The sequence below is a fragment of the Prauserella marina genome (assembly GCF_002240355.1).
Lineage (GTDB): Bacteria > Actinomycetota > Actinomycetes > Mycobacteriales > Pseudonocardiaceae > Prauserella_A > Prauserella_A marina.
The window spans coordinates 5,308,264-5,320,540 of the sequence record NZ_CP016353.1 but is presented as its reverse complement, the minus strand read 5'-3'; the positions used below and the strand labels follow the sequence as shown (position 1 = coordinate 5,320,540).

The window sequence follows — 12,277 nt, the reverse complement described above, 5'->3', positions numbered from 1 at the left end:
CGAAGGGCTGCCCCGACGCTCGCGAAGCTGACGTCCGAAATCCGGGCGCGGCAGGAGCCGGGCCCGGCGGGCGGACGGTCGTTACCTGAGTGCGTCGTCCAGTTCGGCGAGCAGACGTGTCTTCGGCCGCGAGCCGACGAGCATCCGGATGGGGCTCCCTTCGCGGAACAGCATCAGTGTCGGTGCCGACATCACCTGGTAGTCGCGCGTCGTGCGGGGATTCTCGTCCGTGTTGAGCTTGCGGATGGTGAGGACGTCGGCACGTTCGTGGGCGATCTCGGCCAGGATCGGCGCGAGTATGCGGCACGGCGGGCACCACTCTGCCCAGAAGTCGACGAGGACCGGCTTCTCGTGCCGCAGTACATCCCGTTCGAACGTGTCGTCGGTGACGACGGTCAGCTGACCGGGAACGTCGGCCAGTGTCATGAGCTCTCCCGTGGGTTCGTGGACGCGATTTCGCCGGTGTCGCCGGGGTGATCGGCGACCTGGCACGGCCCCGGCTGCCGGGCGAGCGCGCCCGCCAGTTTCGACAGCAGGCTCGCGCGCAGCGAACCGAGCCGGTCGAGGCAGGCGTCGACCTCGGCGAGTTTGCGTTCGTACACCTCGATGGAATCGGTGCACGAGTCGCCGCTTTCGTTTCCGGCCCGCAGGCATTCGACGAAGGGTTTCGTGTCGTCGAGACTCAGCCCGACTTCCTGGAGCGCGAGTATCTCGCGCAACAGTCGCAGGTCCTGGTCGTCGTACTCGCGGTAGCCGTTGGCGGCGCGACGTGCGCCGAGCAGCCCTTGCGCCTCGTAGAAGCGCAGTGCGCGGGGCGTCGTCCCCGCCATTTTCGCCAGTTCGCCGATGCGCATGGGTCGAAGGTAAACCTTGACGTCAGCGTCAAGGCAAGAACACGGGCTTCCCTTCGGGCGCGGGCTTTCCCCCGGAACCGGGTTTCTCGGCGCGATCCGGCAAAGAAGCAAGGGAGCTTTGCTACCGCCAAACGGCAGCAAAGCTCCCTTGCTTCCGGCTGGGGGCATCCCAGTACTCGGCGTAGCGGCGACTCCGCCGGAGCAATTCGTCGTGGCTGCCTTCATCGGTGATCCGGCCACCGTCGAGGAAGACGACGTGATCGGCGCGTTCCACGCTTCGCAGCCGGTGCGCGACCAGCACCACGGTTCTTCCTGCCATGAGCCGTTCGATCCCTTCGTGCACGGCTGCTTCGTTGACCGGATCCAGCGCGGAGGTCACCTCGTCCAGCAGCACGATGGGTGCGTCCTTCAGCAGGGCTCGCGCGATCGACACTCGCTGGCGCTCACCGCCGGACAACAGCGCGCCACCTTCGCCGACGTTCGTGGCCCACCCTTCGGGGAGTCGTTCGATCACCTCGTCGAGCCGTGCCGCCGTCGCCGCCGACCTCAGGTCGGCCTTCTCGGCACCGGGGCGGCCGAGCCGCACGTTCTCCTCGATCGTCCCTTCGAAGAGATATACGTCCTGGAAGACGATGGCGACCCGGTCCATCAGCGTGTCCGAGCCGACGGACCGCACGTCGACGCCGCCGATCCGAACCGCACCGGCGTCGACGTCGTGGAACCGGGCCAGCAGTCGCAGCAACGTGCTCTTGCCCGCGCCCGAAGGGCCGACGACAGCGAGGCTGCGTCCCTCCGGAATGGACAGTGAAACGTCGTCGATCACCGTGCGGTCGCCGTGGCGGAAAGTGATGGAGCCGAACGCGAGATCGTGGCCATCCGGCAGGCGAGGCTCGGCGGGTTCCGGCAACGGCTCCGCTCGCAGCACCGCGTCGAGCCTCGCCAGTTCCGAACGTGCCGCGCGAACCTTGCCCCCGATGTCCGTCAGCGACAGCACCGGATCCGCGCATCGGGCGGCGAGCACCAGCATCGCGAGCACCTCGGCCGCGCCGATGGTCCCACCGAGCGCGAGATAGGCGGCGAGGGCGAGCAGCCCGGTGAACACCGCCTGCACCACGAAGGCGAGGCCCACCGCACCCGGCAGCGCCGACAGCGTCGATCGGCGGGAAGCGCGCTGGAGACCGGTCAGCGCGTCGTCGAGCAGGCGGAACCGCTCTGTGGCGCGCCCTCCGGTACGCAACACCGGCTGAGCCCGCAGGTATTCGATGACCCGCCCGGTCGCCTCCTGGTCGCGTTCGGCGCGTTCCGCGTCCGCCGTGGCCATCGCCCGCCCCGTCCACACCTGGATGACCGCGACGATCGGCGCGGCGAGCAGGGCGGCGAGGCCGAACTGCCAGTTGCAGGCGAGCATCACGACGATGATCGTCAACGGCGTCACGCAGGCGGAGATGAACGGGGCGAGCAGGTGGGCGATCACGCCCATCGCCTCAAGCACGCCGCTGCTGGCCAGCACGGACACCTTCCCGACGCGGCCTGCGGTGTACCAGCCGATGGGCAGCCGCGCGAGGTGGTCACCAAGCCGGTGGTACATCCCGTGCAACAGCGTCGTCCCGACCCGGAAGCCGGAAAGATCGCTGGTGTAGCGGAGCACCGCGTAGCAGGCGACGGTAACTCCGAAGGCGATCAGCCATGGCGAGGCGTCCCCGGGCGTGCTGCCGAACAACGCGCGCAGCACCGGAACCAGCAGCGCGTAGGACAGACCCTCGACGACCGCGGTCGCCGTCATCAGCGCCACCGTGCGCCGCACGGGAGGTGCGTAGGAGGGGCCGAGCACCCTCAGCAACATTCGGATCATCGGGCCATGTCTCCTCGCGGGGTGCCGGTTTCCGCACCGGTCGCCGACCGGTGGGCATTCCAGAACGCGGCGAACTTTCCGTTCGCCGCCAGCAGTTCGGTGGGCCTGCCGCGTTCGACGATCGACCCGTTGTCCAGCAACACGACGGTGTCGGCGCCGCTGATCGTTTCGAGGCGGTGGGCGACGACGAGGACCGTCTTGCCCTTCCGCGCTGTCAACGCTTCGCGCACCGCTCGCTCGGTGTGCGGGTCGGCGAAAGCGGTCGCCTCGTCGAGCACAAGCACCGGTGCGTCGGAGAGCAGCGCGCGGGCGATCGAGAGCCGCTGTGCCTCGCCGCCCGACAGCGTGACCTCGTCTCCGAGCACCGTGTCGTATCCGTGCGGTAATTCGAGGATCCGGTCGTGGATGTTCGCCATTCGCGCGGCACGGACGACGTCTTCGCGTTCCGCGTGCGGCACGGCGAGGGCGATGTTGTCGGCGACCGAGGCACGCAGCAGGTGTGTGTCCTGGAAGACGAAGGAAATCGTCCGGTGCAGCCTCGCGGTGCCGACCTCGCGCAGGTCGGCACCACCGAGGACGACGGAGCCCCTTGTGGGATCGAAGAACCGGGGCAGAAGCTGAATCAGCGTCGACTTTCCGCTTCCCGATGGACCGACCAGCGCGGTGACCGACCCGGGTTCGAGCACGAGGTCGATGTCGTGCAGCACCTCGTGTTCGGCGGTGTAGCCGAAACCGACGTTTCTGAGCTCGACCTTGTGTCCGTCAGGGACGACGGGATGCTCCGGCTCCGGCAGTGGCCGCACGCCGAGCACATCCTTGATCCTGCCTGCCGCGCGGCGGGCGGCCTGTAGGTCGTCGAAGCCGTGCCCCAGTGCGGCGACCGGCGCGGTCAAACCGAGACCCAACAGCAGGAAGGGGATGAGATCCGCGGGCGAGAGCGCGCCGTTGGTGATCATGATCGTGCCGCCGGTCAACACGGTCAGCAAGACGAAAGGGGGCGACAACACGAGCTGCATTCCCGCCGCGATCCCGGAAAGGCCCCGCACCATCCGGTAGAAGATGGTGACGAAGGCGTCGACGGCCGTGAGGAACTTGCGGTGGGCGCGGCCGGACTCGCCGAAGGTCTTCACCACCGAGATCCCGTGGACGAACTCGACGACGGAGTTCGAGATGCGGCCCATGGCTTCGTCGAAGGCGGCCTGCTCACGCAGCCTCGCGGGGGCCATCATCAGCGGGACCAGCGCGATCGCCAGCACAACGGGAATCAGCGTGATCAGCGTGAGCCGCCAGTCGACGGTGAGCAGGTACCCGAGCGACACCAGCGGGACAACGAACGCGGAGACGAGTTCGCCGGGGGCGTGTGCGATGAACGGGTGCAACGCGCCGACGTCGTCGCCGACCACCTTGGCGAGTTCGCCTGACCCGCGCCGGGAGAACCAGCCGATCGGTACCCGCCCGAGATGCCGCGCGAGTCGCCTTCGAAACGACAGCGCGACCTTGTCGTCGAGGAGGTGCCCCATTCCGGAGGACGCGGCGGTGAACAGCAACCGGACGAGAAGGCCGATCGCGCCCGCGACGACCACGAGCCGGACGTGGCCCGCGTCGACGGGTTCCGGCGACAACAGTGTCCGGCCGAGTTCGACGACCGCGAGCAGCGGCACGAGACCGGCGACGGCACCGATCACCTGCAAGCCGATCACGACGACGAACCCGCCGACCAGCCCGGCATTGCCTTCTCGCTCGGTACTCGGCGCCTCGTTCGTACTCGCCTCGGTGAGGCCGCTGGTGGTCATCGTTTCCCCGTCCGTCAGTTGGCCAGCGCGCGGCGCAGTACGTCGCCGAGTTCGGTGATCTGCCGCTGGGACACCTCGGCCGACAGCAGTGCCTGTGAACCGTGGAACGTGCCTGCCCACTGGTGGAGCTCGACCGAAACCCCCGCCTGTAGCAGGCGCTGGGCGTAGGCGATGTTCTCGTCGCGGTTCGGGCAGAACTCCGCGGAGCCGATGAAGGCGGGTGGCAGGCCGGAAAGGTCGGTCGCCCTCGTGGGTGCGGCGTACGGCGTCGCCTCGGCTCCGCCGAGATAGTGCTTCCACGCGGAGGCGACCTTGTCCCTTGTCATCCACGGGGTGTCGGTGGAGTTGCGCGCCGACCACGATTCCTGGGTGTCGTCGAGGCCGGGTTGGTTGAGCAGCTGGAAGTGGATCGGCGGACCTTGCTGGTCGCGAGCCGAGAGCGCGACTCCGGCGGCGATCCCACCTCCCGCGCTGTGCCCGCCCACCGCGATCCGGCCGGGGTCGACACCCAGCTCGTCGGCCTTTTCGGAGGTCCAGGCGAGTACGGCGCAGGCGTCTTCCAGCGCGGCGGGGAACGGGTTCTCAGGGGCGAGCCGGTAGCCGACCGACACCACGACGGCTCCTGAGATGTCCGCGAGCCTCGCGGCCCACGGGTGCTCGGTGTCGACGTCTCCCATGACCCAGCCGCCGCCGTGCAACCAGACGATCGCCCCGTGTGCCGCGTGCGGCCGGTAGATGCGCACCGGCACGTCGGGGTCGGCAGGCACCATGCGGTTTTCGATCTCCATGCCGCTCGTGTCCGGCGCGGGTATGGATGTCGCCAGCTCGTGGAAGCTCTTGCGGGCCGAGACCGGATCGCTCAGGTCGGCGCGGGGAAACAGCGGGATGAACGCTTCGAGTTCGGGATCCATGTCCGTGATCCTCCCGCCGGTCATCCCCGGGTTCAGCCGCCATCCGTCGCGCGTTCGACCGGTCTCGTGCGCCGTTCGTCGCCTATCCTTCGGGCATGGAGGTCATGGCTGAGCGGCTGTCGCGACTGGATTCGGAAGCCGGAGGCGTGGTCAGGGTCGTGATGTTCTACGACACGCTGATGCGCAGGCGAGTGGACCTGCCCGCGCTGGCGAGGGCTTCGGCCGGGCTCTCGGAGTGTGTCACCGGCATCCTGCTCAACGGGTCGGGCAACACGATCCGGATGGGACCGGACGGCAAGGCGCCGACCGGATCCCCGTCACCGGTGTCCACCTCGTGGCCGGTCACGCTCGACGACGAGGAGATCGGCACCGTGTGGCTGGAGCGTCCCGGCCGGCCCCGCCCGCTCGACGAAGTCGTCCTCGACCGCCTCGCCATCGCCGTCGCGGCGACCGTCGAGCGCTACGGGCCCGCTCGCACCACCATGGCCGATCCCGCCCTCGTGGAACTGGTGATCAGCGCCGACAGTGACGAGGCTGGGAGGAACAGGGCGCTTCGGCTGCTCGGCTTCGCCGCCGACCTGCCGGTTCGGGTCGTCGCCGTGCGTTCGAGGCTCCCGCTCGACAAGGTCGGTGCGCTGATCTGTCCTTCCCGGCTGGTCAAGGCCGCGCCGTTGAGTGAGGTCGGGGTGATTCTGGCGACCACTGTGGACACGAATCATCTTCCAAGCGGCGTCAGGGCCGGCGTCGGCACCGCGGGGAGCGCCGACCGGTCCTGGCAGCAGGCGAGGACAGCGCTCAGGTTCACGAGTTCGCGCGATCCCGTGGTCCACCACGACGACCTCGGCGCACTCGCGTTGCTGGCCCAGGTCTCATCCGAGACGCTGCGGGACAACGCCGACGTGGTCGCGATCGCTGGCATCGCGGCCGAACCGGAAGACCTGGAAACCCTGGATGCCTACTGTGCGACCGGTTCCCTTCGTCGTTCGGCCGAACTGCTTCACCTGCACCACAGCAGTGTCGCCCGCAGGCTCGACCAGGTCGGCAAGGTCATGGGGATCGAGCTGACCGAACAGGCGGGACTGACGAGGGCTCGGCTGGCTCTCGCCGCGTGGCGGCTACTCGCCGACTGACCGTCCGTCATGGATTGATCGCGCCTCGCGCGGACAGCAGCGGAAGGTAGACCTCGTCCACGATGTCGACGAGCACGGCGTCGGGCACCGAGGCGAGCCCGCGCGTCACGTATTCGTTGCGCAGCAAAGTGATCGCGACGGTGGCGACCCGGGGATGCAGTGCCTCGGGTTTGATGTCACCCCTGGCGACGGCGCGGCCGAGAATCGTCAGCCATGGTTCCGCGCCGCTCGTGGTGATCAGTTCGTGGAGCTGGGGAAGCAGCTCGGGTTCGGTTGCCGCTCCGGCGAGCAGGCCGCGCAGGAGGTCTCCGCCCGGCGCGGAAAGGTCGCCGTTCATCTTGCGCAGTACGGCCAGTACGTCGTCGCGGAGGTCGCCGGTGTCCGGCGGGCGTAGTTCGCGCTCCACCATTCTGCGATAGGCCGCGATCCCCAGCGCGGCCCTGCCCGGCCAGCGGCGGTAGATCGCGTTCTTGTTGGTACCGGCCCGCTTCGCGACGCGGTCCATGGTCATGCCCGGGTAGCCGTTCTCGGTGAATTCCTCGACGGCGGCAGCCAGTATCGCCTCTTCGAGGGCGGCGCCCCGGCGCCGTCCGGTGGGAGTCTTGTCCGTCATCGGTACGAACCGTACCGAACCGGGGCCGTTTGCGGTCGAGGAGACGTTCAATTAAGGTACGTGAAGTACCTTAATTGAATGGAGGAGCATGCGCGGCAAGGGCATCACCTACGACACGGGATTTCTCGATGGGGGCGGCAGCACCCACGAACCGTTCGAGCCGGAACGCGTGCGGAGGGAAATGCGGATCATCAAGAACGATCTGCACTGCACGGCGGTGCGGATCACCGGCGGCGATCCACATCGCATCGACGTGGCCGCACGGCACGCCTTCTCGGAGGGGCTGGAGGTCTGGTTCTCCCCGTTCACCAACGACCTGACCACGGCGGAGCTGCTTGACCTGCTCGCCGACTGCGCGCGAAGGGCTGAGCGGCTACGGCGAGAGGGCGCCGAGGTCGTCCTCGTGACCGGTGCGGAACTGATGTTGTTCACCAAGGGCTTCTTGCCGGGTGCCTCGCTCGGCGAACGGTTGTCCCTGCTGAGCGAGCCAGGTCCCGAACTGGCTGCGGCGTTGCGGGAACTTCCCTTGCGGCTCAACGACTTTCTCCGCGAGGCAGTCGCCTTGGCGCGGGAGAACTTCGGGGGCAAAGTGACCTACGCGGCCATCCCCTCCGAACCGGTCGACTGGGACCCGTTCGACATCGTCGGTGTCGACGCCTATTACTCCGCCCAGGTGGCCGACAATTATGCCGACGCGATCAGGAAGTTGGCCGGAGGCGGCAAACCGGTGGCCATCACCGAGTTCGGCTGCACGACCTTCAAGGGGGCGATCGACCTCGGCGCGCACGGAATGTCCATGGTGGACTGGGACGAGCACGGACGCGCGGTCGGCTTGAAGGGCGACTTCGTCAGGGACGAGACCGAGCAGGTTCGATACCTGCGCGAATCGCTCGACCTCTTCGAGGATGCCGGAATCGACACCGCGTTCTGGTGCACGTTCGCCACCTACAACCTGCCTCACCGCGAGGCGCCGGACACCGATCTCGACGTCGCCTCATACGGCCTCGTCCGCGTCCTGGAAGACGGTTGTGGCGAAACCTATCCCGAACTGCCGTGGGAGCCGAAGGCGGCCTTCGCCGCGCTCGGCGACCGCTACCGGGCTTGAAAGGGCGGTGTCAATGCTTGATCCCGAGTATCCGCCTCGCCGAGAAGAGCGCGTCCGCGAGCGTTTCCGGTGTGAGTTCCGAGACGACCGTGTCGATGTCGCGCAGTCCGGCCTGTCGTAGCAGGCGTTTCTCGTTGGTGGGCCAGTCGCCGCGCTCGGCCAGTACCGCGTGCGCTTCCTGCAAGGCGGCGGTGGCGATGGCTCCCGCGAGTTCGGTCGCCTGCCCGAGGGGAACGTAGGCGCTCTCGGCGTAGCGCAGGGTGTGTGCGGCTTTGTCCCGCCACACCGGTGGTGCCGCCTCGCGCAATGCCACGGGGTAGGCGGGGTTGGGCAGTGTTCCCCGCAGGACCTTGCTCAGTGCGAGCTCGCCGACGACGAGGTAGCTCGGGATGCCGGCGAGGTGGAACATCAGAGGTTCCCACCGGAACCGGCCTTGCTTCGCTTCGGCGAGCTCGTGCTCGACCACGTCGAGATCGCGATAGTGGACGTCGACGTGGCGGCCCTCGACGGTGAGCCACGCGCCGCCGTTGAAGACGCCGCCACCCCACTCGCCGATACCGGAAACCTCGCCCTCCCAGCCGATCGCGCGCAGCGTGGCCGGATCGAACGAGCCCCGGTAGTAGACGGCGAAGTCCCAATCGCTGTCGTCGCGATGGATTCCCTGAGCTCGTGAACCGCCGAGCGTAACGGCGAGTACAGAGGGCAGCGTTGCGAGGCGGTCGGCGACGGTGAAGGGAAAACGCTCGTCGTTCATGGACGTCCGTTCGCGCGGGCCGGGTTCACCGAGGCTCGATCCGCGCGAGCGCGCCGGTCTCCATCGCCGTCCACAGTGCACCGTCCGGGCCGAGTGTGATGCCGTGTGGTTCGCTGTGGTGGCCGGGCAGATCGTACTCCGAGATCTCGCCGTCGTAGGTGATCCGGCCGACGCGATTGGCTCCCCACTCGGTGAACCACAAGGCACCGTCGCCGCCCGCGATGATCGCGTGTGGACGGGCTTCGGGATCGGGGAGTGAGAACTCGGTGATGTCGCCGTCCTTCGTCATCCGTCCGATCGCGCCCGCCGCGATCTCGACGAACCAGAGCGCTTCGTCCTCGCCATCGGCGATCCCGACCGGTCCCGCCGCCGGTGTCGGCAACGGGAATTCCTCGACGACGCCGTCCACGTCGATGCTGCCGATGGCGTTGTCCTGGTTGAGGGTGAACCACATCTTCCCGCCGGGCCCCGCGACGATGGCCGAGGGAAACGCCGTCGCTGTCGGTAGCGCGTACTCGGTGACCTCGCCGGCCGTGGTGATCCTCCCGATTTTTCCCGCCGTGGTTTCGGTGAACCATAGCGCGCCGTCTGGACCCGGCGCGATCCCGAACGGTCCGGATTCGGCCGTGGGCAGTGAGAATTCGGTGACGTCGCCGTCAGCGGTGATTCTGCCGACGCGATGCGCCTTGTATTCCGTGAACCACAGTGCGCCGTCGCTGCCGGCGGCGATGATCGTCGGCCCGCACTCCGGGGTGAGCTGGTGGGTTTCCAGCTCTCGGCCGGAGCGCAGCGTACCGATTCGGCCACTGTGGACCATGGTGAACCACAGCGCGCCGTCCGGTCCCGATGTGACCGCGTAGGGCCCGCTGTCCTTGTCGGCCACCGTGATTGGCTCGATGGATACGGATGTCATCCCGTTCTTCCCGCGCCTTCCTGTTCGCCGTGTTGGGTGCTCACAGTACGACGTCGTCGGCATGTGCGGCGAACTCGGCCGAGCGTGTTTCGGTTGCCTGCTCGGCACGCCGGGCGCGGTCCGTCCACTGTGCTGTGGCACCGAACGCCGTCTCGGCGAAGCCGACGGCGCGCACCGCCGCCGGTAGCTCCGGGTCTCCCGGAGCGAGTAGCCGTACCGGATCGCCGAGCGCGACGGTGAACGGTGGTACGAAGAACTCCGGTTCGATGGTCGTCCCGGCGTGCACGAGCGCGCCGACGGCGATGGTGCTTCCTGTACCGAGGCCGGCGTTCTGCAACACGGTCACATTGGTGGCCAGGTAGGAACAGCCGCCGACGGCACAGCCGAGCAGCGTCGCGTGTGGACCGACGAAAACATGGTCGCCGAGGTCGACAGGCTGGTCTCCGGCGACGGAGGACGCTCGCAGTACGGCGTGTTCGCAGACGATGCCGTAGTCGCCGACCGTGACTCTGGAATTCTCGCCGTCGAGTACCGCTCCGGACAGCACACGTGCGTGTGCGCCGATTCGCACGTCCCCGATGAGCGTCGCCGTCGGCGCGATCCACGCGTCGGCGTGCACCCACGGCTCCCGCCCGCGATGTCGGATGCGCATGCCCTCGACGTTACGCGGCGCCGAACGTGGTGACCAGCCGTTTTCCGCCGCCGTGTTCGCCAGCTCAGCGGTCGCGGCGCGCGCGAAGGACTGTGTCGTGCGTGTGCCGGGTCCCCTCCGGCGGAGGAGTGTTCCTCGGCCTGGTTTCGTCGACGAGCACCGTCCAGTTCTCGTCGAGCAGGGTTGCCGCGTCGGCGGGCTGGAAGAAGTCGCCAGGATCGAAACCGCGCTCGGGGTCCGGGTCGAGGTCGCTGATGTCGTGGCTGACGAACAGCAGGTTTCCGCCTGGCACGACGGTGTCGAGCAGAGTCCTGAGCGTGGCCGGGTTTCCGCGCGGGAGCGGGAAATACTGCAGCGAAACCAGGTCGAACGCGCGGGAGGGCAGCGGCGTCGTGGTGAGATCGCCGTGCGTCCACGCGACGCGATCGGCCAGGTCAGCGGAGTTCGCCGCGGCACGGCGCAGCGCCGTCTTGGAGATGTCGATGGCCGTAACCCGCCAGCCCTGCCTTGCCAGCCAGATCGCGTCACCGCCCTCTCCGCACCCGACGTCGAGTGCCTGCCCCGGCTCCAGACCGGTGACCTCCGTGACGAGCACCCCGTTGGGGTCGCCGCTGAACAGTTGATCGCGCTCGCCGTACCGGTCTTCCCAGAATTGCTGGTCCACGGTCGTCCCATTCCTGTCGTCACCTTCGGGTTCCGCCCACCGTGCCTCGCGAACCGGGATGACGACAAAGTTCTTTGCGAAAACCGCAAACCCGGGACGTCAGGGAAGCAGCAGCCACCTGCCCCGCTGGCCGCCACCGGCGACCTTGCGGTAGGCCGTTGCCGCCTCGGTCAGCGGCACCTTGCCCGCGACCCTCGGTTCGAGCACGCCCGATGCCGCGAGCGCGAGCACGTCGGCGAGCTGGGCGGTGTTCGGCTGGACACTCACGACGCTGACCTCGATGCCGCGCTCCGGAGTCGCGGGAGTCGCCGAGGTCACCCCGGCGAACGCGCCGTTGTCGCGGATCGCGCCGAGGACCTTGCCATGCAGGACCGCGCCGTCGACGACGGCGTCGAACGACCGCTCCGGCAGTCGCGTGATGAGGTCACCAGCGCCTGCCCGCAGTACGAAGGCCCGATCGGATTCCCTCGCCAGTCCGGTGACCGACCAGCCCGCGTTGGCGGCAAGAGCGACGGCGTAGCCGCCGACGGAACCCGCCGCTCCGGTGACGAGCAGGCTCCTGTCTTCGGCGGGTCCGAGCCGGTCGAGCAGCTGGGTCGCGGTCAGCGCGTTGATCGGAAGCGTCGCGGCGGCGACGGGGTCGAGCCCGGCGGGCAGCGGCGCGGCTGCCTTCGCGGCGACGACGGTTTCCTCGGCGTGCGCGCGGACGGGGGCGGTGACGCCGGTGTGGGTGGCGGCGATGCGGTCGCCGACCGAGAATCCGGTGACTCCCGCTCCGGTCGCGGTGACGACACCGGTGAAGGACCAGCCGAGGCCGACCGTGCCGGTGAGTCCGAAGATCGTTCTTGCCGGCCCGCCCGCGAAGAGCGTGTCGACGGGATCGACCGACGCGGCCGTGACGCGAACCCTGAGGTCGCCTCGTCCCAGCTCGGGCAGTGACACCTCGTCGAGGACCGGTTCGGGGGTGCCTGGCTTCGATACGAGTGCGAGTGGCATGGCGTTTCCTTTCTGGTTGTCTAACCTCACCATCGGTGCT

13 protein-coding genes are annotated in these 12,277 nt (G+C 68.4%); 2 read left to right on the top strand and 11 right to left on the bottom strand.

Going from position 1 to position 12,277, the window contains the following annotated elements:
* Positions 1–81 precede the first annotated feature (81 nt).
* The 5 genes from trxA to BAY61_RS24380 all read right to left on the bottom strand — a co-directional run bounded on the left by trxA (position 82) and on the right by BAY61_RS24380 (position 5,410).
* Positions 82–426, bottom strand: coding sequence for a thioredoxin (gene trxA, locus BAY61_RS24400; RefSeq protein WP_091807245.1), 345 nt, complete (start codon positions 424–426; stop codon positions 82–84).
* Positions 423–854, bottom strand: coding sequence for a MerR family transcriptional regulator (locus BAY61_RS24395; protein ID WP_091807247.1), 432 nt, complete (start codon positions 852–854; stop codon positions 423–425). Before BAY61_RS24395 ends, trxA begins: the two co-directional genes overlap by 4 nt.
* 121 nt (positions 855–975) lie before the next feature.
* Positions 976–2,706, bottom strand: coding sequence for an ABC transporter ATP-binding protein (locus BAY61_RS24390; RefSeq protein ID WP_091807249.1), 1,731 nt, complete (start codon positions 2,704–2,706; stop codon positions 976–978).
* On the bottom strand, positions 2,703–4,499 hold the full coding sequence (locus BAY61_RS24385) for an ABC transporter ATP-binding protein (protein ID WP_091807251.1): 1,797 nt from the start codon (positions 4,497–4,499) through the stop codon (positions 2,703–2,705). The genes BAY61_RS24390 and BAY61_RS24385 overlap by 4 nt, the downstream gene beginning before the upstream one ends.
* Positions 4,500–4,513: 14 nt before the next feature.
* A complete protein-coding gene (locus BAY61_RS24380; protein WP_091807506.1) occupies positions 4,514–5,410 on the bottom strand; it encodes an alpha/beta hydrolase in 897 nt (298 codons plus the stop codon).
* A gap of 95 nt (positions 5,411–5,505) precedes the next feature.
* Here BAY61_RS24380 and BAY61_RS24375 point away from each other — a divergent pair, with 95 nt between their 5' ends.
* Entirely contained in the window at positions 5,506–6,540 is a 1,035-nt protein-coding gene (locus tag BAY61_RS24375) for a helix-turn-helix domain-containing protein (RefSeq protein WP_091807253.1), read from the top strand.
* A gap of 7 nt (positions 6,541–6,547) precedes the next feature.
* On the opposite strand, the gene BAY61_RS24370 is transcribed toward BAY61_RS24375, so the two are convergent.
* Entirely contained in the window at positions 6,548–7,153 is a 606-nt protein-coding gene (locus BAY61_RS24370) for a TetR/AcrR family transcriptional regulator (RefSeq protein ID WP_091807508.1), read from the bottom strand.
* A gap of 88 nt (positions 7,154–7,241) precedes the next feature.
* Between BAY61_RS24370 and BAY61_RS24365 the strand changes: the two genes are divergently transcribed.
* On the top strand, positions 7,242–8,258 hold the full coding sequence (locus tag BAY61_RS24365; RefSeq protein WP_091807255.1) for a glycoside hydrolase family 113 protein: 1,017 nt from the start codon (positions 7,242–7,244) through the stop codon (positions 8,256–8,258).
* A gap of 10 nt (positions 8,259–8,268) precedes the next feature.
* On the opposite strand, the gene BAY61_RS24360 is transcribed toward BAY61_RS24365, so the two are convergent.
* From BAY61_RS24360 to BAY61_RS24340, 5 genes are all read right to left on the bottom strand, one after another.
* Entirely contained in the window at positions 8,269–9,012 is a 744-nt protein-coding gene (locus BAY61_RS24360; protein WP_091807257.1) for a nucleotidyltransferase domain-containing protein, read from the bottom strand.
* A 25-nt stretch (positions 9,013–9,037) separates the two neighbouring features.
* On the bottom strand, positions 9,038–9,925 hold the full coding sequence (locus tag BAY61_RS24355) for a Vgb family protein (RefSeq protein WP_091807259.1): 888 nt from the start codon (positions 9,923–9,925) through the stop codon (positions 9,038–9,040).
* 40 nt (positions 9,926–9,965) lie between these two features.
* Complete coding sequence (locus BAY61_RS24350; RefSeq protein ID WP_091807261.1) at positions 9,966–10,577, bottom strand: gamma carbonic anhydrase family protein; 612 nt, start codon at positions 10,575–10,577, stop codon at positions 9,966–9,968.
* 64 nt (positions 10,578–10,641) lie between these two features.
* Positions 10,642–11,241, bottom strand: a complete 600-nt coding sequence (locus BAY61_RS24345; RefSeq protein WP_091807263.1) for a class I SAM-dependent methyltransferase — start codon at positions 11,239–11,241, stop codon at positions 10,642–10,644.
* A gap of 99 nt (positions 11,242–11,340) precedes the next feature.
* Positions 11,341–12,237, bottom strand: coding sequence for an NADP-dependent oxidoreductase (locus BAY61_RS24340; RefSeq protein WP_091807265.1), 897 nt, complete (start codon positions 12,235–12,237; stop codon positions 11,341–11,343).
* Positions 12,238–12,277: the final 40 nt, after the last annotated feature.